The following is a 21,257-nucleotide window of genomic DNA, read 5'->3' on the forward strand; positions in this document are numbered from 1 at the left end:
GCGGGCCAGTTCCAGGCAGAGAGCAGTGAAGTCCTCGCAGCAGGCCCTGGTGAAGTCCCGGTGCATGAGGAGGCTGCCCTCGGCTGGAGGAGCTCGCCCGGCACGCCGGCTACAGCTTCTCCGGTGTGCGCACCGCCTACGACTAGAAGGAGGTCCAAGGCGTCGCCGAGCAGATCGGCCGGGCACCGAACCAGCGAAGCCGCCACAATGCTGCCGGGGGTACAACGGGATGAGGTTCATTCCATCTGTGCTGGGTTCGAACCTGGCGGTGGTGTCGGCCTGGCTCAGGGCGAACGCTATGGTCCTTGGCCGTGGACGCTACTGATCTTGACTACCGCGCCCGGACGAGGTCCGGCTGCATCCCGCCGGAGCTGGTCTCGCGGCTGCTCGAGCGAGGCCATGACGACGTGGTGGAGTTGCAGGCCGGACGCGGGGAGTGGTTCTGCGCGCTGGCGTGGGCTCGGGTGCTGAGTGGTCAGGGTCGAGAGGCCGACGCGTGGGAGGCGCTCGCCCCGTACGTGGCAACGGGCTGGTGGACGGCTGTTGTTGCCGCGGCCGAGTTGCTGGAGGGCTGGGGCCGCATCGACGAGGCGATCGACGTCACCCGGATCCGTATGGAAGCCGGGCACCCGATGGCCTTGGAGGCCTACGCGAGATTGCTTGCCCGGCACGGCCGCGCCGAGGAGGCGTTCAACCTGCTCGTGCCGCACGTCGACGACTGGGTGCTCGCCACCACCTTGGTCGACGTCGCCTCCGTTGCCGGCCGCGACGAGGAGGCGGTCGCGCTGCTCGCCGCCCGGATTCGGGCCGACCACTGCTGCGACGGCCCATGGTGCTGCCGCGGCCTTGATCCCGACACGGCGCTCGGCCTGCTCGCGACGATCCGCGAGCGCCAGGGCCACATCGTTGAGGCCATCGCTCTGCTCCGCCGCCGACAAATCACCTCGGTCAACGGCCGAGACCAACTCGCCGGCCTGTTGGCGCGGCACGGCCGGATCGAGGAACTGCGCGCCTACGCCGCGCTGGACGGACATGGGGAGGCCGTACAGCAGCTGGCGGAGCTGCTGGAGGAGGACAGCGACGTGAAGGGCGCGATCGCCGTATACGGGCAGGCCGACGGCCCAGCGGCCCGGGACCCGAACGCGGCCTACGAGCTCGCGCAGCTCCTGACCCGAAACGGACGGGGCGCAGACGCGATCGCCGTGATGCGCGCCCAGGCCGACGCCCACCCCAACGACGACTGGATTCTCCACGCCCTGTCCGAGCTGTGCCTGGGACAGGATCGTCCCGCCGACGGCCTGGCCCACCTCGACGCCCTCGACGCCCAGCGCGGGGGTGAGGGCGAGTGGGAGCTGTACTGGATGCGATTGCCGCTGATCGCCGCCTGCAGTGGGATCGACGAGGCGGTTAAACGGGCCCGGGCTCACCCCGAAGGCAACACCTGGTACGCGGCGGAACACATTGCACACCTCTTCGCCGGTGCCGGGCGCATTGAAGAAGCCGTCGCCGTTCTCCGACAGCACGACCGTAGGAACAGCCACGACCTCGCTGGCTACCTCGTCGACCTCGGCCGCGTTGAGGAGGCCCTGACCACTCTCCTCCACAAGACCCCGCCACCGGTCGTGCCAACGACACACCTGTGGTCCGAAGAGCCACCGTTCTGAAGCCCTGCCCAAGTACGGGCAACGATGGCCCGTCATTCGCCGACCGAGGAGGCGTCCATGCGGTTGACGGCAGCCAGCGGCTGGGCACTCAGTCATGTGGGGTGCTGCCTCGTGAGAGTCCGGCTGGGGCCCGTCCGTCTGAGGCGGCCAGCGGTGCGGCCCCGGCGTGCGAAGGGCTGCGGACGGGCTCCGCATCCCATGATGCCCTCGGTCGCGGCATGGAGGCGTGGCATGGCCGGGGCCGGCCCGAGCACTCGTAGAGCGGCGTCCTCGGATCTCCGGACGGGGGCCACTGCGGCGGGGGCTTGGGTGCAGGAAGTTCCTTGGACGACGGTGCGGTGTCATCGGGCTACGCCAGGGCGACGGGCTGAACTGTGTCGTCGGCCCAGTTGCCCTCGAAGAGGAGTGCGAGCAGATGGTCGTGCTCGACGGGCAGCCGGCCCGCACGCTTCTTCGTACGGGCCTTGGCCAGCCACAGGCCGATCTGCACCTTCTCGCCGTCCACGGTGATCGCTTCGCGGGCGGTGGCGGCGCGGCCTCCCCGGTGGACGAAGAGTTCGAGGAGCTGCACGGTCTGGGCGAAGGTGCGGCGCGTTCGGCGGGGTGGGGCGAGCGGGGTGAAGGGGCAGGGCGGGGACCCATGACTCGACCCTCCCGCCATGTCCTAGTTGCTGGGCGCCGGTGTCGGCATCCCCTCGGCCGGGACCCCCTCTTGGGTCACCGCGAAGGATGGGTGGACCTCGCATTCCTCCGGCATCTCGTCGGCAGGAACCGCGCACCTAGAAGGATCGACTGCGGGCTCATTCCGCGAGACCTGTTCCTGCTTGACCTCCTCCTTCACGGACTCCGAACCGCGGGATGACGGAGCGTCACCCGAAGAGGCCGAGCAGGCCGCTGAACCCAACAGTGCGAGCAGAACGATGACTGCAGAAGCGGCAGCGGCGCGGACACGCATGAAAAATCCCCCAAAGCAGACGTACTGGCATGGCGCTCGCCAGCCGATCAACCATGCCACCACACACCGCGTTGATGGCATGGAAAATGTGAAGTAATTGTGCACACAGATGGCGTGTGTACGGGAAAACGGGCAAGCACCATACTGAAGCTTCCCCTTGATCATGGACACCTGGAGACCGCGACCTGAGGTTCCAGAGGAAGTAGCACCAGGTGGGAAGCAAGCACACGAACCGGTACACCGAGGAGTTCAAGCGGGACGCGATTGAGAGAGCGACCGGTGACCATGTTGTACCGGTTGATCCATGCGGAGAACGGAGAAGGCGAACTACCCGATCGTGCTGTTGTGCCGGGTGCTGCACGCGGCCCGCTCCTCCTCCTACTACGCCTGGCGCGAGGGCGAGGCCGCCCGCCAGGCTCGCCGGGCGGCCGACGACGCGCTCGCCCACGAGATCACCGTGCTCCACACCGCCTCCCGTCGCGCCTACGGCGTTCCGCGTATCCACGCCGAGCTGCGGCGTCTGGGGCACCGGGTGAACCGCAAGCGCATCGCCCGTGTCATGCGTGAGCGCGACATCCGTGGCGTCACCCGCCGCAAGCACCGCTCGCTGACCCGGCCGGACGTGAAGGCGAGGCCGGCCCCGGACCTGATCGGCCGCGACTTCCACGCCGAGCGTCCCGGGATCGAGTTGGTCGGCGACATCGCACATCTCCCGACGGCCGAGGGCTGGCTCTGCCTCGTCTGCTGGCTGGACCTGGCCACCCGCGAGGTCGTCGGCTATGCGATGGCCGATCATCATCGCGCCGAGCTCGTCGTCGACGCCCTCGCCATGGCCTACGGCCGAGGCGGGCTGGAGCCCAAATGCGTGATCCACAGCGATCGCGGCAGCGAGTACACATCGGCACAATTCATAGATCGAATACGGGAGTTGGGGACGCGGCAGCAGAGCTGCGGACGCACCGGATCATGTTTCGGCAACGCCGCGGCGGAGAGTTTCTGGGACCTGCTCAAGGCAGAGATCGGAACCCGGACCTGGCCCGACCGGGCCACCGCCCGCGCAGAGGTCTTCACCTTCATCGAGACCTTCTACAACCGCCGCCGCCTACGCAAGCACAAGCCCTTCGGCTACCTCACCCCGGCCGAGACCAGGCAGCGGCATCAACACACCCTCGCGGCATAACGAACAAGTGTCCAAGATCACGGGGAATCATCAATCGGCTCCCTGCCCCCGGCAGGCTGACAGCAAGAGCGAAGCTCCGTCCGGACCGGGGAACGTGCTCTAGCGTGAGCGCTCCCGTCACCCGCTTGGCAGAGGAGCCCATCGTGCCCGAGGTCTGGATCGGCCCGCGCTGCTACGCGACGAAGTAGGCCCGACAGGAAGAGGACGACGACCTGCTGTTGCGGGACCTGCTGGACATGCACCCCAACGCGGCGGCGGAGGTCGGTCCGGGGGTGGACCCGTTCCGGATCATCCCCACCCCACGTGGTCACAGCAAAGGCCCGGAAGCGGTCCTGGTCGACGGCAGCAAAGTCGCCTTCTCGTACCAGAAGTGCCTGGACGCACCCACCCACCGGCGGCGCGTGCCGGCCGCGATGCGCACCGAGATCCAGCCGCAGGTCAACACCTGCTACGAGTCCCGCAAGGCGTCCCACACGCTCGTGTCCGACGAGAGCGGCCAGCCTCTGGCCCCCGACGAAACGCACGTCTCCTACTTCCGCGGCCCGCGCTTCCACGACATCGCGATGAAGTTCGTCCAATCCGCCGACGGCTTCGATGCCGTCGACCTGACAGCAGAGACGGCGCGGAGGCTGGCCCTGTTCACCGGCCGGACCGCCGTCATCGGCATCATCATCGCCTCGGCCAAGCGCTGATCGACCTGTCTCCGGCCCAAGTCCGGACCGGAGACACGTTGAGGAACAGGGTCTTTGAGAAGTGATCTTGTGTCCGGGTTCGTCATGCCAGGCCGAGGGCGGTGAGGGGGCCACAGGTGGTCGCGGGCGGTTCGGCGGAGGGCAGCGGCGATGTTGGTGTGGCCGTCTTGGCGGTGGACGCCGATGGCGAGGTTACGCAGGCCGGCAATGACGCGGGGTAGGTGCCGGGTGCGGATGTGCGAGGCGTCCTCGTGGACGGTCCGGTCACGGACGTGGTGGAGTTGGTTCTCGATGCGCCGGTGGCCGCGGATCCAGGCCGTGAGTTCGCTGCCGTCGGCCGCGCCGGGCGGCAGACTCGTGACCAGGTGGATCCGCTCAATCGTCAGCTTGCCCGTGCCCAGATTGCGTCTCCAGCGCACGGCTTGGAGGGCCTGGCGGGCGTGCGGGTAGTAGTCGTGTGGGCGAAGGCGGCGGTCTTCAGGCGGCGGATCTCGCGCCAGGGAAGGCGGCGGATGCGCTCGTGCAGTCCGGGATGGTTCCGCTTGACGACGGCCAGGCAGTGAGCCCCGCGTTCGTGGAGGTAGGCGGCGTGGTCGTGCTGGGTGTGCAGGACATCGGCGGTGATGAGGGCATCGGTCGGGTCGATGCCGTCCAGGAGCGGGACGAAGGCCGGGATCTCGTTGTTTTTCCCGTCGATCTGTCGTTGGGCGAGGACCTCACCGCTGTGGGTCATCGCGGCGATCAAAGCGGTGGCCGTGCGCCTTGCGGTGCGGGAACCGCGGAGTGTCTTCCCGTCGGCAGCGATCGTCTTCCGTCCCGAGGATGGGGCCGGGGCCTTGCGTGCCTGGAGGAAGTCGCCGATGGCGCGTTCGAGGGCGTCGCCATCCGCGGCAACGAGGACGAGGCGGACGGCGGTGGCGTGGGGCGGGCGGATCAGTCCGGTCGGCGGGTCGGGGCGGAACCCGAGCAGGGCAAGGACGCTCTGCGGAGCGTCGGCGATCCACTCGCCGATCGCCGTGATCGAGGCGGCGCCGGCCAGGACGGCGGCGGCCAGGGTCGCCCAGGGTTAGCGGATGCCGCGACGGGCCCGCGGGGCAGGGGCCGTGGCCAGATATCTCCGCAGGCCAGCGACTGTCTCCAACGGGGCGGGACGGAGTCCCCCAGTTGCCGGAGGCATGACGGCATGCGGAAAGATGGGTGCGCAGGCATGGACTCGCTCGGTGCTCATACGGACTCGACACCCACATGATCACCAGCGGCCATGCCTGTTCCGCGTCCAGGGTCGCTGCCGGCTGAAGTCGACGAGCCGTCACCTCCCGCGCTCAACAGGTGAAACCAGCCCACCTTGGCACTCCTCAAAGACCCTGCCCTCACCAGCGAACGGACCCCCCTTCCATGACCAACGGCCTCACCTGGATAGGCGCCCACGCCCACACCGCCACGCCCGTCCCCGGAATGCGCGGCGGCATCTCCCTCACACTCGCCCGAGGCATCGACGCTGACGAGCTCCTCATCAACCTCGGGGCCGACCTCGATCAGCTCGCCGCCCGCACCCCGCTGGCCGAACTGCGTAGCCAGCCCACCCCGCCCGGCCACGACCCCACCCGCTACGCCTACGCGATGTACGGCAGCGAGGGTGAGTGGACGTACGTGCTGGAGAACGACCACGCCGCGACCTGGGCAACCGGCTTCCGCCGCGTCCCCTCGATGAGGCCCGGCCCGGGTGAAGAGATCCTGTGCGCCAGCCGGAACCTGTACAGCCCGCCCGCCGCGATCCTGCACGTCGAAGGCGACGAGGTGATACGGCGCGCAGAGTTCGGCACCACCACCGGCCACGAGTCGGCGCTGGACGCGGCGCTCACCGCCGCCGGTGCCGTCTTCCCCTCCATCCCCGACGCCACCGCCGACGAGGTGACCGCCTACTACGAACAGCACGGCACGCGCCTGCCCACCCTGGTGTTCACCGCGCTGGGCGCGTACACGGGGCTGAGCATCGACCAGGATGCCGCTCAGGCCGGGAATCTCCCCGCCGTCCACCTCCTCACTCCTTGAGCCGCACGCGCCCGCACAACGGCTTCGGCCCACACCCTGACGGTCAGGGTGTGGGCCGATGCGTGTTGGCGCCGGGGTGTTACTGCGCGACGAATTCGCAGATCACGGGCTGACCGCCGCCGACACCGTAACGGCAGGTGCCGCCGTCATCCATGCGCGTATCCAGCCAGTACGCATCCTTGTCCTTGATGCGCATCTGCTTCATGAAGTTCGCGAAGTGGAGGAGACCATGAAGAGTGCGATGGAGGAGGCCAAGGCCAACCCCATTCCGGACGACAAGTACGGGGCGTCACAAGCCTGGAAGGCCAAATCATCGAAGCTGTCCAGTGACAACACGGCCCTCGTGACAACCGTCAACAACCAGACCAGCACAGCCGTTGTCGTTCACCTGACGCACGCGAGCGGCGACTGTCGCGTCACCGGCACGGAACGCGCAACCCGCATCCCCTGAAAACCGTAACGACCGCTCCCCCGATGCGACTGGCCCCAGCGGAAGCTGCGGAGGAACTCGATCGTCGTGGCGACGCCCTGCCTCAAGGTCCGGGCTCGTTGTACTGCCTGCGGTGGGGGCCAGACCGTATCCACCGGGGAAGATCCGTCAGCTCAGCAGCGCGAGCAGCCGCCCCAGCGCCTCCATCACGGGCCTGCCCACCTCTCCCACGGTCGCCGCGATCTGCGAGACGGACGCCAGGATCATGCCGCGCTCGCGCAGGGCGGACCGGTCGGGAGTGAGCGCGGGCAGCGCGTTCTCCACGGTTTGGGCCTGGCCCGGGGTGAGGTTCGGGCGCAGGTCGTCGAGGAGGCGGGTGAGGTCTGTGACCGCGGCTTGGAGTTCGATGTCCTGGGCGGTGTGGTCGTTGTGGACGACGGTGCCGTGGTTGATGCCGATGACGTTTTCGCCGCCGTTCACGTTGACGACGTCGCCGTAGTAGTTCGATGTGTCGCTCATAGTTTGATCCCTGTATTTCCCCTGCCGCCGTTCATGTTGACGACGGAACCGAAGTTGTTCGTCGTGTTGTACTGCTCGAGGACGGCGGAGAATTCGTATTCCGGGTGGTCGATCGCGTACACGATCTGCCCGGCGATTGCCCGTAGTTCATCCATGGTCGGCAGGGTCAGGACCACCCTGGAACCGCTGTTCAGTTCGACGACCAGTACCGGCTTCCTCGACCAGAACAGGACAGCGCAGACAATGGCCAGGGTGAACAGGATCAGGACGCCCGGGGCGGAGCCGCCCCCGTCCGTGGAGTCGAGCCGGGCGGAGATCAAGAAAGCGAGGATCACCAACAGCAGGAAGTAGACGCCGGCCTTGCCCCAGGCGGGCTTCAGCCTGAACACTTCGACCCAGCTGACATTGCGCAACGGCACCGCCGCCGACCCCACCCAGAGGATCTGTCGCTGGACCCGGAGTTCCAGCGGTTTTCCCTTGCGGGGAGGCAGTGGCATCGGCGGGACCTGCGGAGGCGGCTGAGACGGGGGCCAGGGCGGAGGCTGTGACGGGGGCTCGGGAGGTGGTGGTACGCCGATGCCGCCTGTGTGATCCATGGTCCCCCCGTGCTGTCGTCACGACCGCCCGCGCAGTGCATGGCGCGGGAGCATCATTAAGCCTGTGCGGGGTCGGGGGGCGGCAGACGAGATACGGCCAATGTCATCGTCACTCGTCGTTGGCGGTGTCCGAATCCCGTAGCGGCCGCAGCCCGCCCGGCCGGGGAGTCGGAAAAGGTACCGGTCGAGTTCGCGTTCCATCCAGATGGCGAGTTCTGCCTTGTGCCCGCCAGCATCCGGGCGATGTCCGCGACCGGCCTCTCCGGCTGGAATAACACCCACTCGACCGCGTCGTTCCCGCACTCTTCCGGAAGGAACTGCCCTCCACGAGCCATGGCGGACCTTCCACCTGCGGACCGCCACGCGACCTGCTGTTCAGGTGCTGGCATCCAGAGGTCACCTCTGCTCACCCCTGTGACCCGACCCCGCACTACAAGGCCGGCCGCGGGCCGGGCGGTGAATGAGGTTCTGGACGGCTGTTCCCCGTCTGTCGGTGTCACTCTCACGCCCGACGGCGGCGTCTGTGTCGCCGACGACAGGGCGGGGGCGGGGGCGGTCCCGGGCTCGATGCCCTGCCGGGCTGCTGACAGCCGCGGGCCCCGGCTTCGACGCCGATCGGATCGGCGGGAGCCTGACTGGGGTCGTTTCGGTGTAGCTGGACCGTCCCGAGTTCTAGGGCTCCAGGCGCGGTTTGCCGGGCAACGCCGGCGTACGCGCCTGCGCCGGACAGGCCGTCCAGGACCACCTCGGCAGGTGGCTGAAGGACAATCCGCAGCAGGCAGGCCGCAGCCGTCATCGACCGGATCGTCCGCGGTGCTCGGGGTGCCCGGGGTGCCCGGGGTGCTCGCGGTGCCCGGGGTGCTCGCCAAGGCTGACCAGCGACGGATGCAGGAAGCTCCTGCACAAGCAGCGCGGAACTCCGTTGGACATCACGTGCCGTCCGACCACGTGGCGATCGGTCTCTGACCGGAGTTCCTCGGTCCGGGCGCTCGCCGTCGCGCTGCCCGAGGACTACGGCCGGCGCCTGTTCGCTGAGGCCGAATACGTGATGGGCCAGGCTGACGACTGTCCACAGCGGCCTTCTCGGGGCCCGGACCGTACGCTACGTGGTCCTGTACGAACGGCTGGACCGCCTCCAGGACGCCGTGGCCGACTGGAAGGAACCCGCCTCGGCCGCCCCCTCATCGTCACCCCGTGCCTCCTCCCCCATGCGGGCCTCGCTTCCAGGACGCACGGTCGCCGGATGGCCGGGCGGGGCCGGACGGCTCCACGTGTCGGCCCACGAGGGGCGCGTCCGTCAGTCCTCGCCGAAGTCGTGGTCGGGGTGGTTGGCCTCGCCCACGCGCCAGTAGCCGCGCGTGGTCACCTGCGGGCGCGGCAGCATCCGCTCGCCGAGGAGGTAGGAGCGGGCCTTGCGGACCGCCGATGCCTCGCAGGCGATCCAGATGTGCGTGTCGTCCGCGAGGTCGGCCCGGTGGCAGGTGTCGACAAGGGCGGCGCCCGGCTCGCCTGCACGGTCGTGCCAGGTCACTACGACACCAGCGGGTGCCGGCAGGCCGATGCGGTCCTCGGGGCCGGCCGCTTCCAGGTGCACCTGCCCGGTGACATCGTCCGGCAGCGCTTCGAGCAGGGTGGCGATGGCGGGCAGGGCGCTCTCGTCGCCGCCGATCCACCAGGAGGCCGCCGCCGGGTCGACGCAGAAGCCGCCGCCCGGGCCGCCGATGGCGGCTCGGCTGCCGGGCTCGGCCTGCGCGGCCCACCGCGCGGCCGGCCCGTCGCCGTGCAGAACGAACCAGACCTCAAGGGTGCGGGCCTGGGCGTCGAAGCGTCGGGGCGTGTACGTCCGCATCACCGGTCGGCCGTCGGGCCATGCGAGGTGGCCGTCCGGGCCGGCCACCGGCCGCGCGACGTTGCCGTCGGCGTCCGGCAGGAAGAGCTTGATGTGCGCCGTCGGGGCGGGCTCGGCGAATCCGGCGAGGGACTCGCCCGCGAACACCACCGACAGCATGCGCGGGGTCAGCGGCCGGACGTCGACGACCTCGACCTGGCGCGGCGGACGGCGGCGCGGGCCACCGGGACGGGCTTCGCCTCGGGGAGGCCTTTGGCCACCGGGGCGGCCTGAGTCCGGGGAAAGGGACAAGGAGTGCTCCTTCACTTGCCTGCGCGGCCCGGGGCGGGCGCGCCGGTGAACTGCTCGGCCAAGGCTTCGGAGCCTCGGGCGAGCATCGCGACGTCGGCGCCGACCAGGACGAACGACGCACCGTGTTCGAGGTAGGCCGACGCGACGGCTGGGTCGAAGGCATTGACGCCGACGGGCTTGCCGGCGCTGCGGACCGCGTCGAAGGTGCGCTCGACCGCGGACACCACCTCGGGGTGGGTCTGCTTGCCGAGCAGACCCATTGACGCGGCGAGGTCGGACGGGCCGACGAAGACACCGTCGATGCCGTCGACCGCGGCGATCGCGGCAGCGTTCTCGGCGCTGGTGACCGACTCGATCTGGACGAACAGCGAGACGTGTTCGTCCGCGTTGGCCAGGTAGTCGTCGACGCGGTTCCAGCGGGCCGAGCGGGCGAGGGCCGAGCCGACCCCGCGGTTGCCGCGTGGCGGGTAGCGCACCGCCCGCACGGCCGTCTCCGCCTGCTCCGGGGTGTCGATCATGGGAATCAGGATGTTCTGGGCCCCGAGGTCGAGGATCTGCTTGATCATGACCGGCAGCAGGCCCGGCGCGCGGACGAGTGGGCTGACCGGGTAGGCGGCGACCGCCTGGAGCTGCGCGAGCACCGACTCCAATTGGTTGGGCCCGTGCTCCATGTCGATCAGCAGCCAGTCGAGGCCGCCGCCCGCGCAGATCTCGGCGACGAGCGGGCTGCCGCTGCACACCCACATGCCGGCCAGGGGGCGGTCGGAGGCGGCGAGCGCATCGCGGAAGTTCGGCGGAAGGTTCACCGGAAGGCGCACGAGATCGTTCCCATCGTTCCGTAGTCGCAGAGCACCGAGTCGCCGCGAGAGATCCACATCGGCCGGGTGAAGGACCCGGCGAGGATCAGTTCGCCGGCGTCGAGGCCGGTGCCGTGCTGGTGGAGTTTGTTGGCGAGCCACGCCACGCCCGTGGCGGGGTGGTTGAGCACACCGGCGGCGACGCCGGTCTCCTCGATCGTCTCGTTGCGGTAGAGCAGCGCGGAGATCCAGCGCAGGTCGACCGCGTGGGGTGCGACGGGGTTGCCGCCGAGCACCATGCCGCCGTAGGCGGCGTTGTCCGCGATGGTGTCGACGATCGTGCGTCCCGCGAGTTCGAAGTGTGAGTTGAGGATCTCCAGCGCGGGGATGACGTACTCCGTCGCCCGGAGCACGTCGAAGACGGTGCAGTGCGGGCCCTTCAGCGGTGCCTTGAGCAGGAAGGCTAGTTCGACTTCGATGCGGACGTTGGAGAACGCGTCGAACGGGACGACGGCGCTGTTGTCCCAGACTGTGTCGTCGAACATGACGCCGTAGTCCGGCTCGGAGATGCCCGTCGCCGCCTGCATCGCCCTGGACGTCAGACCGATCTTGCGGCCGACGAGGCGGCGGCCGGCCTCGATGCGCCGGTCGCGCCAGAGCCCTTGGATGGCGTACGAGTCCTCCACCGTCGCCTCGGGATGCCGGGCGGTGATGCGCGGCAGCACGGTGCGTTCGGTGTGTGCCCGCTCGATCTCGGCGGCGAGGTCGGCACGGGTCTTGTCGGGAAGCATCGTCAGGCTCCTTGGCCGGCGCGGTCGTCGTGGTGCGGGCTGTGTGCGCCGTCGGGCTGGTGGGTGCGGAAGGCGTCGAGGGAGCGTGTGCGGTGCAGGCGTACCGCCTGTTCGACCCGGTCGGGCGTCCCGTCGCCCTCGATGAGGTCGAGCAGTTCGTCGTGCTCGCACACCGATTCCTTGGGGCGGTGGGGGACGAGCCCGAAGATCGAGTCGCGCATGTGGCCCAGCCGGGACCACTCCCCGTCGACCAGGTCCAGCAGCCGGGGGTTGGGGCACCTGGAGTAGAGGGTGTGGTGGAACTCCTGGTTGAGCGCGGTGAAGCGCCGGAAGTCGAATTGGCCGAGCGCGGTGCGCATGGCCGCGTTGAGTTTCCGGGCTTGCGCCATGTCCCGCCGGGTGAGGTGGGGAGTCGAGAGCGCCGTCGCCGCGCTCTCCAGCACGGTGATGACCTCAACCGCGTGGATGTAGCGGTCCGGGTCGGCCATGGAGACGCTCGCGCCCACGTTGGGCTCGAAGGTCACCAGGCCCTCGGCCGTGAGGTGGCTGATGGCCTCGCGGACCGGCACCACGCTCATGCCGAGCTGGCCGGCGAGCGTCGTCAGGACGAGGCGGTAGCCGGGGCCGAACGCCCCGGACGTGATCCGCTCCCGGATCCACTCGTAGGCGACCCGTGACTTGCTCGCGGCCGGTGCCGGCCGGGTCCGGGTCACGAGTCGGTCCGCGCCGTGTCCGACGGCGCCCTGCCCGCGGACGCCGCGTCCGGCGGCGCCGTCTCCGGCCGGGCGGAGTGCTCGGCCTCGTACGTCGCCCGCCATTCGGCGTTCATCGGGAAGAGCCCCTCGACGGGGTGTCCCTCGGCGACCTTTCCGGCGATCCAGCCGTCCTCCTCCTCTTGGGCGATGGCGGCGTCGGCGACCGCCTCCGCCATTTCCGGCGGGATCACGACGACCCCGTCGGTGTCGCCGACGAGGATGTCGCCGGGCTGCACGGTGGCACCACCGCACGCGATGGTGAGGTCGGCGTCCCAGGGAACGTGCTTGCGGCCGAGCACGGCGGGGTGTGGCCCCGCGGTGAAGACGGGGATGCCGACGGCGGCGACGGCTTCGGCGTCGCGCACGCCGCCGTCGGTCACGACGGCGGCGGCGCCGCGGGCATGGGCGCGGATGGCGAGGACGTCACCGAGCGTGGCCGATCCTCTCTCGCCGCGTGCCTCGATGACGAGGACCTCTCCCTCCGCCACGGAGTCGAAGGTGCGTTTCTGCGCGTTGTAGCCCCCTCCGTGGCTGCGGAAGAGGTCCTCGCGGAAGGGAACGAAACGCAGCGTCCGGGCGGTGCCGACGAACTTCTGTCCCGCCACGAGAGGACGGACGCCGTCGATGAACACGCCTTCAAGGCCCCGGCGGCGCAGCTGGGCCGAGAGTCCGGCCACCGGCACCGACGCGAGTTTCGCCCGTAGTGCTGGGGTGAGGGGGGAGGCGGGTGTGGTGTTCAAGGAAGGGCTCACTTCAATATCGTGTACGGAATTGTGGTTGGATCTGCTGCATGGCGACCAAGACCGAACAGGCATTCATGATCCTCAAGGAACGGATCATGAACGGTACTTATGGGCCGGGGCACCGCCTGGTCATCGACCAGTTGGTGCGCGAGCACGGCATCAGCTCGGTGCCGTGGCGCGAGTCCCTGCGCCGGCTCCAGGCCGAGGGCTGGGTGGAGATCGTGCCCAACGTCGGCGCGTTGGTGGCGACGTTCGACACCGACGCGTGGCAGCAGGGTCTGCAGATCGTGGCGCGCCTCGGCGGCTACGCGACGGCGCTGTCGGCGCCCCATCTGACCGAGGCCGACCTGACGGCGGCCCATACACTGGACCGGCAGATGAAGGAGGCGCTCGCCGCCTTCGACCCGGCCCGCTTCGGCCGGCTCAACCGGGAGTTCCATCGGCTGCTCGCGTGCCGCTGCCCCGACCGCCGTCTCGTCGACATGGTCGACAACGAATGGGCCCGGCTCGAAATCGTCCGCAAGTCGGCCTTCTGGTACGCCCCCGGTCGCGCCCAGGCCGCCATCGCCGAGCACGAGGGCATCCTCCACCTCATCGAGGCCGGCGCGTCGGCCGAGGCCGTTGAGGCGGCCGCGAAGCAGCACGAGATCAACACCATCGAGGCGGTCACGACGTACGAGGCCACCCTGCCCGACCAGCAGTTCTGAAAGCGGCACGGCTCACTCGCCCCGCTCGCGCCACCGGGCGATGAGCGCCTTGGCGTAGTCGTTGCCGTTGGGGTGCCGGAGCGTGGTGTGCGCGTGGAACCGCGCGGGCAGCTTGTTGCTCAGCCACACCCCGGCGTGGTCGTCGAACTCCGCGATCAGTACCGGGCTGTGCACCCGGAAGTAGAACGGCTGGGAGCCGTCCGTCGCGCCGTACCAGGAGAACCACGTCTCGTCGAGGTGCGCGTCGTACTCCGCCAGGGCGAGTTCGCGCTGCCCCTCGACCAGCAGACGCAGGAAGTCGGCGACGACACGGCGGAGCAGGTCGCGCTGCGCTTCGTCGAGTTCGTCCGCCGGGATCCCCTCGTACGGGATCACCCGGTTGTCGCGGAACGCGCCCGCGACGTGCCGCTCGTCGGCGGGGTGCAGCCGTCCCTCCGGCATCGCCGGGTCGAGTACGGACTCGAAGACGACGGCCCGGTCGCGCTGGGCGGCCGTGAGGGAGCCCGCCAATTCGAGGGCGAGCCGCTCCCGCTCCGCGAACAGCGGCTCATGGTGGCCGGCTGTGTCGTCCATGAGCGCGGGCTCGGCGCCGAGGAACACCGGAGCGATGACGTGCCGGCCCCCCACGGAGACGAAGTTCAGGGCCACGTGGTGGCCGAAGAGCTGCCAGCCCCACGGCTCACCCGCCGCGCCCGCCGCCGGGTCGCCGAAGACGGAGAACCAGTAACTGTGCCGGTTCATGACCGTGGGCAGGCCGACCAGGTCGCCGAGCCGGCCGTTGAGCTCCATCGCGCCCTCGACCCGGGCGTAGCCCTCGGGGCTGAGGGACGCGCGGAGGACGCCGTGGATCGCCGCCTTCTTGTCGTCGGTGAGCACCTCCATCCTCAATCCCACGCGGTAGACCATGAACTCGGGGTTGCTCCACGCCCGCCACTGCGGCGCGTCGATGTCGTAGCGGACCGCGTCCAGCTCACCGGGGGTGAGCATCCCGAGGAAACGGTCGGCGGCCTCGGCGGGCCCGCCCCCGGTGTCCGACGGCGCGGCGGAGCTCAGGGCGTAGAGCCCTTCGCGCACCGCGCCGTCGGAGGTGATCCCGACGAACGGCTCACGGTAGAGGCCGTCCCAGTACGTGAGGAGGTCGCGCAGGAAGGGCGCCTGGTAGCGGTTCTGGGCGAACTCCTCATAGGTCATCCCGCGGACCTCGGCGAGCTTGGGGTCGTCGAGGTCGAGCAGGAAGGTGCGATAGCTGTCGTCGGTGAGCTCGACCGCCTCCTCACGGCCCGTCGTGCGGGAGGTCGTGAAGAAGCCGTCGATGTCCTCGTCAGGTAGGGCGCTCATCGGTCTCACTCTGCTCGGGTGTCAGATCGGGAGGTTGAACATCTTCTTCGCGTTGCCGTGGAAGACGGCCTCGCGGTCGGCGTCGCTGATCTCAAGCTCGTTCCGGACGAATTCGACGCCCTGGCTCATCCAGGAGCGGAAGACGGGGAACGAGGAGCCGAACATGTAGTGGTCGGCGCCGTTGATCTTCAGTGCCGCCTCGACCTGGATCTTGCCCCAGGAGTGCGGGTGGGTGAGGTCGAAGAAGATGTTGTTCTCCAAGTACTGCTTGATCTTGTCGCCGCCGGTCGTCGACAGGCGCTGCATCGCCTCGCCGGCCTTGGGTGCGTGCGGGGTGAGCAGGTCCGTGGCCGCGAACCAGTTGCCGCCGAGCATCGTGTGGATGAACTTCAGGTCGGGGAACTCCTCGAACATGCCGCTGAACAGCTCGCGCCCGACCGCGATGCCCTGGTCCATGATGCGGCCGTACTCACGACGGAAGTTCTGGTACTCGATGACCGACTTCCACTCCACCGGGAGCGGCGTGTGGTGGACGATGACCGGGACCTTCTTGTCGTTGAGCACCTTGAGGTAGGGCTTGAACGCCTCGTCGTCGAGGTAGAGCTGGCCGTAGTGGCAGGCGAGCTGGACGCCCACGGCTCCGTTGTCGAGGCAGCGCTCCAGCTCGTAGATGTTCTCCTTGCCGCCCCACGGCGGGAGGCAGGCGGTCGAGAACAGCCGGCCGTTGGACTCGGCGACGATCTTGGCGGCGTTGTCGTTGACGGCCTTGCAGGTCTCAAGGCCGAGCCACTCCTGCCAGACCGGGACGCGCATGATGCCGTAGTCGACACCCGCGTCGTCCATGGCCTTCAGCTTCGCCTCGGTCGAGTAGTCGCCCTCGACGTAGTTGAGGTTGGCGTAGCCCTTCGGCTTCTCCAGAACCAGCTGCTTCTTGCCGTCCTCCATGGTGATGACACGGGCGATCTCGCCGAAGCCGCGCGGAGCGCTGTTGAGGAAGCCGTTGAGGATCTTCTCGTTCGTGAACAGGTCCTCGGGCAGGTGGTGGATGTTGATGTCGACGACGGTCATGACACTCCTTGTGTGCTGCGCTCGCGCAGCTTGGTGCGCGAGCTGTCGGTGTAGATGCTTTCGACGATGTCGTGCGGGGTGAACTCACCCGTGAGCTCACGCCCGACGGCACCGTTGCTGAAGACGAGTACGCGATCGCACAGCAGCGCGAGCTCGTTCTCGTCGGAGCTGGCGACGAGAACGGCGCGGCCCTCGCGAGCGGCCCCGCGGACCGCCTCGACGATGGTCTTGCGCGCGCCCACGTCGACGGCCTGGGTGGGCTCGTGGAGCACCAGCAGCGTCGGATCGGTGGCGAGCCACTTGGCCAGGAGCACCTTCTGCTGGTTGCCCCCGCTCATGTTGTCGAGCACGGCGTGCGGCCACGGGGGGCGTACGTCGAGTCGCTCGATCCAGTCGGCCGCCAGCTGCTTCTCGGCTCCGCTGCGCAGTGGCCGCACCCTGCCCGAGGCGGTCGCGGTGCAGGTCTGCGGGAACGAGATGTTCTCCGTCACGGTCATCGCGCCGACGAGTCCGGCCGACTCGCGGCCCTCCGGGACGAGCGCGATTCCGCTCCTGATCGCCGAGGCCGGCGACAGGCCCTTGAGGGCGACCGGCCCCGTGGGCAGGGTCATGGTGCCGCCGTCCGCCTCGCTGACACCGCTGATCAGGTACGGGACGTCCTCGTGGCCGGCCCCGCTGAGGCCCGTGACGCCGACGACCTCGCCGGGCCGGATGCGCAGGGAGAACTCGCGCACGGTAGGTCCCGTGAGGCCGTCGACCACGACGGAGACGTCGTCGTTCGCGGCGCCGACCGCCGTGCGGTGTTCGAGGCCTTCGACCTCACGCCCGAGCATGAGGTGGGCGAGGTCGGACTTCGTCATGCCCTCGACGTCCTTGCCGGCCACGACAATCTCGCCGTCGCGGAGCACGGTGACCCGGTCGGCGGCCTCCACGACCTCTTCCAGGCGGTGCGTGATGAGGAGAGCGGCGGTGCCGGTCGCGACGATGCGGTCGAGCAGGGTGTAGAACCGCTCGAGCGACTCACGGCCGAGGGCACGCGTCGACTCGTCGAAGATGATGACTCCGCGGCCGTCTTCGAGGTCCTGCACGGCACGGGCGATCGCGACGACCGCCTTCTCGTCCTCGTGCAGATCCGAGACCTTGCTGTCGAGCGGAATCCGGTGCGGGCCGAGCCGTTGGAAGACGGCCCGCGTCGCCTCGGCCTCGGCCTTCCAGTCGATCCGGCGCAGGAAGCGCGAGCCCTTGAACCTGCCGAGGCGGGTGTTCTCCAGCACTGTGGCGTCCGGCACCAGGCCGAGGTTCTGGTGCACCACCGCGACCCCCGCGGCACGGGACTCGTCGGGCCGGACCGGGAGCCGCAGGCCGATGCCGTCGACCGTGATCCGGCTGCCCGCGTCGGGGCGGTAGAGACCGGTGAGGATCTTGGCGAGGGTGGACTTGCCCGACCCGTTCTGCCCGATGAGGGCGTGGATCTCCCCGGCACGCACATCCATGGCGACGTCGCGCAGGACCGTGGCGCTGCCGAAGGTCATCGAGACCCCCTCGACGGCGAGCCGCGGGCCCTGCGGCGAACCGGTCCGTTCCGTCGGGGCCCGGCCGGCGAGCCCGCTCACGCGACGCCCCACAGCTTCTTGAAGTCGTCCGTGTAGGTGGCCGGGCCGAACCACTCGCCGGAGAGCTCGGCCTCCTCGGTCAGCTTGACGTCGCCGATGTTGTCCTTCGTGAACAGTCGGGTCGGGATGTTGTACTCCGGCACCGGCTGACCAACGATCAGGCGCAGCGCCGCGTCGGTGTCGACCCAGCCCTGGAAGGCCGCGGCCTGGGCGGTGGCGGCCGCCAGGGAACCGGACTTGAGGGCCTTCAGGCCGCCGAGGGAGGCGGAGCCGGTGACGACCTTGATGTCCGTGCGCGAGGTCTGCTGGACGCCGCCCTGAGTCGGCTGCAGGTACTGCTCGAACTGCGCGTCGACGTAGTTGATGCTCGGGTCCTTGAGCAGCGCGGCGCTGGTCGAGGAGGGGACGAGCGCGAAGTTGGAGGACGTGACCTTGTTGACCGTCAGCTTGCAGTCGGGGCAGCTCTTCTTCAGCGCGGCCTCGCCTCCGGTGACGTATGCGGCGGGCGACGGGCCGTCGGAGCTCTGATTGACCAGGATGTTGGCCTTGCCCTTGGCGTCCGCGGCGATCCAGTCGAAGATGCGGGTCTGCTGCTCGGTCCCGGGGACCGGAATCCAGGTGAGCGTCTTGGAGGCGGGGTGGGCCGGGTCGGGCACCTGGTTGCTGATGACGACCGGGATGCCGGCCTTCTGCGCGGCGTCGAAGCCGTTGGCCGCCAGGCCGTACGGGATGGCGTCCGCGATGATGGCCGCGGCCTTGGCGTCCGTCGCCTGGCCGATACAGCCGCCGATCTCGGTCGGCGTGCCCTTGCCGTCGCAGACCTGGAGGCGCAGGCCCGCGGCCTTGACGGCGGCGGCGAGCGTCTTCTCCGTGGTGGTGAACTGCGGCGCCTGCTTGGTGATCGGGACGTAGAAAATCGTCTTTCCGGCGATGGAGCCGGCCTTGTCGAGCTTCTCCGTCGGGACGGGGTAGGCGTTCAGCGGCTTCAGCGCCGTGGCCAGATTGCCGCTGGCGACGGAGGCCGGGCCGTCGTTGCTGGTGGACGCGGTGTCCTCCGCGTCACCGCCGCAGGCGGCGAGGGAACCGGCGAGGAGGGCGATGCCTGCGGCCGCGGGCCAGGTGCGGGCGCGACGGGTGTGACGTGCGGGTCTCATGGCGAACTCCGTTGTCTGCTGAGATTGACGCGGTGGCAGGGCTGCTGGTCCAGGGGTGACCGGCGGGTGATCAGCGCGAGTGGCCGCGCAACACGGTCGAGATGGTGACGGCGACGACGAGGACGCCGCCGTAGAAGACGCTGGTGACCCACGAGGTCGCGCCCAAAAGCTGGAGTCCGAGCACGCCCGTGGCCAGGAAGAAGACGGCGATGAGGGTACCGATCGGGTTGAACCGCCCCGGCTGCAGGATCGCCGTGCCGAGGAAGGTCGCCGCGAAGATCGGCAGCAGGTAGCTCTGCGACACGTTGGGGTCGAAGCCGCCGGTGGCCGCCGCGGAGAGCACCCCTCCGGCGCCGGCGATGAGGCCGGCGGTCGTGAAGGCCCCGATACGCAGACGTGTCACGCGCACACCGGCCAGCCGGCTGACCTCGCGGCTCTCACCGACGAAGCGCATGGTGCGGCCCAGCGGCGTGAAGTGCAGGACGTAGGCCAGGCCGAGCATGAGCGCGAGCCCGTAGAAGAAGCTGATGGGAAGGCCGGCGACGGGCAGGAGCGCGATGTCCTTGAAATCCGTGGGAAGACCGCTGACCGGCATCAGGTCGGAGACCCACAGTGCGATGCCGAGGAGGAAGGTGCCCATGCCGAGCGTCACCACGATGGTGTTGACGCCGACCTTGACCACGAGCCAGCCGTTCACGGCGCCCACCACGGTGGACAGGGCGAGCGAGGCGAGCACCGCCGCCCACACGTTCCACCCGTGGTTGACGTTGAGGATCGTCAGCATGATGGCGGCGAGCCCGAAGTTGGAGGCGATCGACATGTCGACGAATTCGCCGACGATGATCGTGCAGAGCAGGGCGGCGGTCAGGAAGACGAGCGCCGACTGGTTCTGACTGCCGAAGATCACCTTGAGGCTGCCCGACGTCATGAAGGTGTCGGGGCGGAGGACCGAGAAGAGGACCGCGAGCGCGATCCAGACGCCGATGACGGCGAAGCGGGAGGCGAACCAGGCCCAGCCGCCGCCGTGTTTCACAGGGGCGTCCGGTGCGGGGGTTGATACGGACGGCGACTTCACGCCGGTGACCGTGGACATCTCTGACATGGGATCGGGCGCTCCCTGGCTGGTACGTACGGGCTGTGGTGCCGAACACTCAGGATCGTGTGCGAAACCATATACAGAATCGCCTACAACACAAGACCTACGGACGCCGCAAATCGTGGTTGAAATCGTACACGATCTCGCCTACGGTTTCGGATCACGTTGTGGCACATGCCACAACCCGTGTGCAGAGAGGCAGGGGACCCGTGCCCCAGACAGTCGTCCGTGACGTCGAGTACCAGCACAGAGGCACCCGCATGCGGGGCCTGGTCATCACCTGTCCGGGCGGAGCGGCCGGCGACTCCTCCGCCGCCGGGGTCCTGCTCATCCACGACGCCTTCGGCCTCGGCGAGGAGATGATCGGCAACGCGACACTGCTCGCCGAGGCCGGACATCCGGTGTTCCTGGCCGACGTGTGGGGCGAACGCGCCACACCGTCCTCGGTCACCGAGATCGGACCGCTGATCGGCTCCATGACCCGGGACCGCGACCGGTGGCTGGGGCGCGTCGCCGCCGCCCACGCGGTAGTCGACACGGATCCGGAGTTCACCGGCCGTCCCCTGGCCCTCCTCGGATACTGCTTCGGCGGCTCCTCGGCGCTCGAGTACCTGCGCACCGGGGCGGCCGTCGCCGGCGTCGCCGCGGTGCACCCCGGGCTCGACCTGCTCGGCCAGGACTGGAGCACTCCGGGATCGGGCTCCGTGCTGCTGATGACCGGCGCCGACGACCCGATGGCGACGCCTGCCATGCGGAGCCGGCTGGAGGAGCACCTGAGCTCCGCCGGGCTGGACCACCAGTTCCACGTCTACAGCGGCACCACGCACGCCTTCACCAGCCCCAAGGCCGCCGCCTCCCCCGAGCCCGAGCTGTTCGCGTACAACGCGCGCAGCGCCGCGCGGGCCTGGGCGGCCACCACCGGCTTCCTCGCCGAGCTCTCCGCTCCGGCGTCCTGACCACGCGACCA

The 21,257-nt window shown here is 69.3% G+C and carries 21 protein-coding genes; 7 read left to right on the top strand and 14 right to left on the bottom strand.

Features of this window, described 5'->3' with window-relative positions; translation table 11 throughout:
• Positions 1-311 precede the first annotated feature (311 nt).
• Complete coding sequence (locus tag P8A18_RS00070; RefSeq protein ID WP_306050445.1) at positions 312-1,664, top strand: tetratricopeptide repeat protein; 1,353 nt, start codon at positions 312-314, stop codon at positions 1,662-1,664.
• 349 nt (positions 1,665-2,013) lie between these two features.
• Here P8A18_RS00070 and P8A18_RS00075 read toward each other — a convergent pair whose 3' ends face one another.
• Entirely contained in the window at positions 2,014-2,235 is a 222-nt protein-coding gene (locus P8A18_RS00075) for a hypothetical protein (RefSeq protein WP_306050448.1), read from the bottom strand.
• A 688-nt stretch (positions 2,236-2,923) separates the two neighbouring features.
• On the opposite strand from P8A18_RS00075, the gene P8A18_RS00080 reads away from it, so the two are divergent.
• Positions 2,924-3,799 (top strand): IS3 family transposase, encoded by an 876-nt coding sequence (locus P8A18_RS00080; RefSeq protein ID WP_306050451.1) that lies wholly within the window; start codon positions 2,924-2,926, stop codon positions 3,797-3,799.
• A gap of 218 nt (positions 3,800-4,017) precedes the next feature.
• Entirely contained in the window at positions 4,018-4,491 is a 474-nt protein-coding gene (locus tag P8A18_RS00085) for a DUF3223 domain-containing protein (protein ID WP_306050454.1), read from the top strand.
• 382 nt (positions 4,492-4,873) lie between these two features.
• Here the strand turns inward: P8A18_RS00085 and P8A18_RS00090 are convergent, their stop codons facing one another.
• Positions 4,874-5,545, bottom strand: a complete 672-nt coding sequence (locus tag P8A18_RS00090) for an ISAs1 family transposase (RefSeq protein ID WP_371933748.1) — start codon at positions 5,543-5,545, stop codon at positions 4,874-4,876.
• A gap of 341 nt (positions 5,546-5,886) precedes the next feature.
• On the opposite strand from P8A18_RS00090, the gene P8A18_RS00095 reads away from it, so the two are divergent.
• Together P8A18_RS00095 and P8A18_RS00100 are read left to right on the top strand one after the other, a co-directional pair.
• Complete coding sequence (locus tag P8A18_RS00095) at positions 5,887-6,543, top strand: hypothetical protein (protein WP_306050458.1); 657 nt, start codon at positions 5,887-5,889, stop codon at positions 6,541-6,543.
• Between the two features lie 58 nt (positions 6,544-6,601).
• Positions 6,602-6,994: a hypothetical protein gene (locus tag P8A18_RS00100; protein ID WP_306050461.1), complete on the top strand. Its 393-nt coding sequence runs from the start codon at positions 6,602-6,604 to the stop codon at positions 6,992-6,994.
• Between the two features lie 147 nt (positions 6,995-7,141).
• On the opposite strand, the gene P8A18_RS00105 is transcribed toward P8A18_RS00100, so the two are convergent.
• The 7 genes from P8A18_RS00105 to P8A18_RS00135 form a co-directional block, all read right to left on the bottom strand.
• On the bottom strand, positions 7,142-7,492 hold the full coding sequence (locus P8A18_RS00105) for a hypothetical protein (RefSeq protein WP_306050463.1): 351 nt from the start codon (positions 7,490-7,492) through the stop codon (positions 7,142-7,144).
• The gene (locus P8A18_RS00110) at positions 7,489-7,989 is read right to left on the bottom strand and encodes a DUF6232 family protein (RefSeq protein ID WP_306050466.1); all 501 of its coding nucleotides are present in this window, start codon (positions 7,987-7,989) and stop codon (positions 7,489-7,491) included. Before P8A18_RS00110 ends, P8A18_RS00105 begins: the two co-directional genes overlap by 4 nt.
• 1,396 nt (positions 7,990-9,385) lie before the next feature.
• Complete coding sequence (locus tag P8A18_RS00115; RefSeq protein WP_306050468.1) at positions 9,386-10,228, bottom strand: siderophore-interacting protein; 843 nt, start codon at positions 10,226-10,228, stop codon at positions 9,386-9,388.
• 11 nt (positions 10,229-10,239) lie between these two features.
• A complete protein-coding gene (locus P8A18_RS00120; RefSeq protein WP_306050471.1) occupies positions 10,240-11,046 on the bottom strand; it encodes an HpcH/HpaI aldolase family protein in 807 nt (268 codons plus the stop codon).
• Positions 11,031-11,816 (bottom strand): FAA hydrolase family protein, encoded by a 786-nt coding sequence (locus tag P8A18_RS00125; protein ID WP_306050474.1) that lies wholly within the window; start codon positions 11,814-11,816, stop codon positions 11,031-11,033. The genes P8A18_RS00120 and P8A18_RS00125 overlap by 16 nt, the downstream gene beginning before the upstream one ends.
• Positions 11,817-11,818: 2 nt before the next feature.
• A complete protein-coding gene (locus P8A18_RS00130) occupies positions 11,819-12,529 on the bottom strand; it encodes a GntR family transcriptional regulator (RefSeq protein ID WP_306050476.1) in 711 nt (236 codons plus the stop codon).
• Positions 12,526-13,323: an RraA family protein gene (locus P8A18_RS00135; RefSeq protein WP_306050477.1), complete on the bottom strand. Its 798-nt coding sequence runs from the start codon at positions 13,321-13,323 to the stop codon at positions 12,526-12,528. Before P8A18_RS00135 ends, P8A18_RS00130 begins: the two co-directional genes overlap by 4 nt.
• A 38-nt stretch (positions 13,324-13,361) precedes the next feature.
• Between P8A18_RS00135 and P8A18_RS00140 the strand changes: the two genes are divergently transcribed.
• Complete coding sequence (locus tag P8A18_RS00140; protein WP_306050479.1) at positions 13,362-14,021, top strand: GntR family transcriptional regulator; 660 nt, start codon at positions 13,362-13,364, stop codon at positions 14,019-14,021.
• 12 nt (positions 14,022-14,033) lie between these two features.
• Here P8A18_RS00140 and P8A18_RS00145 read toward each other — a convergent pair whose 3' ends face one another.
• The 5 genes from P8A18_RS00145 to P8A18_RS00165 all read right to left on the bottom strand — a co-directional run bounded on the left by P8A18_RS00145 (position 14,034) and on the right by P8A18_RS00165 (position 20,296).
• Entirely contained in the window at positions 14,034-15,359 is a 1,326-nt protein-coding gene (locus P8A18_RS00145) for a DUF3500 domain-containing protein (protein ID WP_306050482.1), read from the bottom strand.
• 21 nt (positions 15,360-15,380) lie between these two features.
• Positions 15,381-16,427, bottom strand: a complete 1,047-nt coding sequence (locus tag P8A18_RS00150) for an amidohydrolase family protein (RefSeq protein ID WP_306050485.1) — start codon at positions 16,425-16,427, stop codon at positions 15,381-15,383.
• Positions 16,424-18,040, bottom strand: a complete 1,617-nt coding sequence (locus P8A18_RS00155) for a sugar ABC transporter ATP-binding protein (RefSeq protein WP_306050487.1) — start codon at positions 18,038-18,040, stop codon at positions 16,424-16,426. Before P8A18_RS00155 ends, P8A18_RS00150 begins: the two co-directional genes overlap by 4 nt.
• Positions 18,037-19,194 carry a sugar ABC transporter substrate-binding protein gene (locus tag P8A18_RS00160; RefSeq protein ID WP_306050489.1) on the bottom strand — a complete coding sequence of 386 codons (1,158 nt, stop codon included), beginning with the start codon at positions 19,192-19,194 and terminating at the stop codon, positions 18,037-18,039. Before P8A18_RS00160 ends, P8A18_RS00155 begins: the two co-directional genes overlap by 4 nt.
• A 70-nt stretch (positions 19,195-19,264) precedes the next feature.
• Positions 19,265-20,296 (bottom strand): ABC transporter permease, encoded by a 1,032-nt coding sequence (locus P8A18_RS00165; RefSeq protein WP_306050492.1) that lies wholly within the window; start codon positions 20,294-20,296, stop codon positions 19,265-19,267.
• Positions 20,297-20,499: 203 nt separating this feature from the next.
• Between P8A18_RS00165 and P8A18_RS00170 the strand changes: the two genes are divergently transcribed.
• Entirely contained in the window at positions 20,500-21,246 is a 747-nt protein-coding gene (locus P8A18_RS00170; protein ID WP_306050495.1) for a dienelactone hydrolase family protein, read from the top strand.
• Positions 21,247-21,257 lie beyond the last annotated feature (11 nt).

It is taken from the genome of Streptomyces sp. Mut1 (assembly GCF_030719295.1).
GTDB lineage: Bacteria > Actinomycetota > Actinomycetes > Streptomycetales > Streptomycetaceae > Streptomyces > Streptomyces castrisilvae.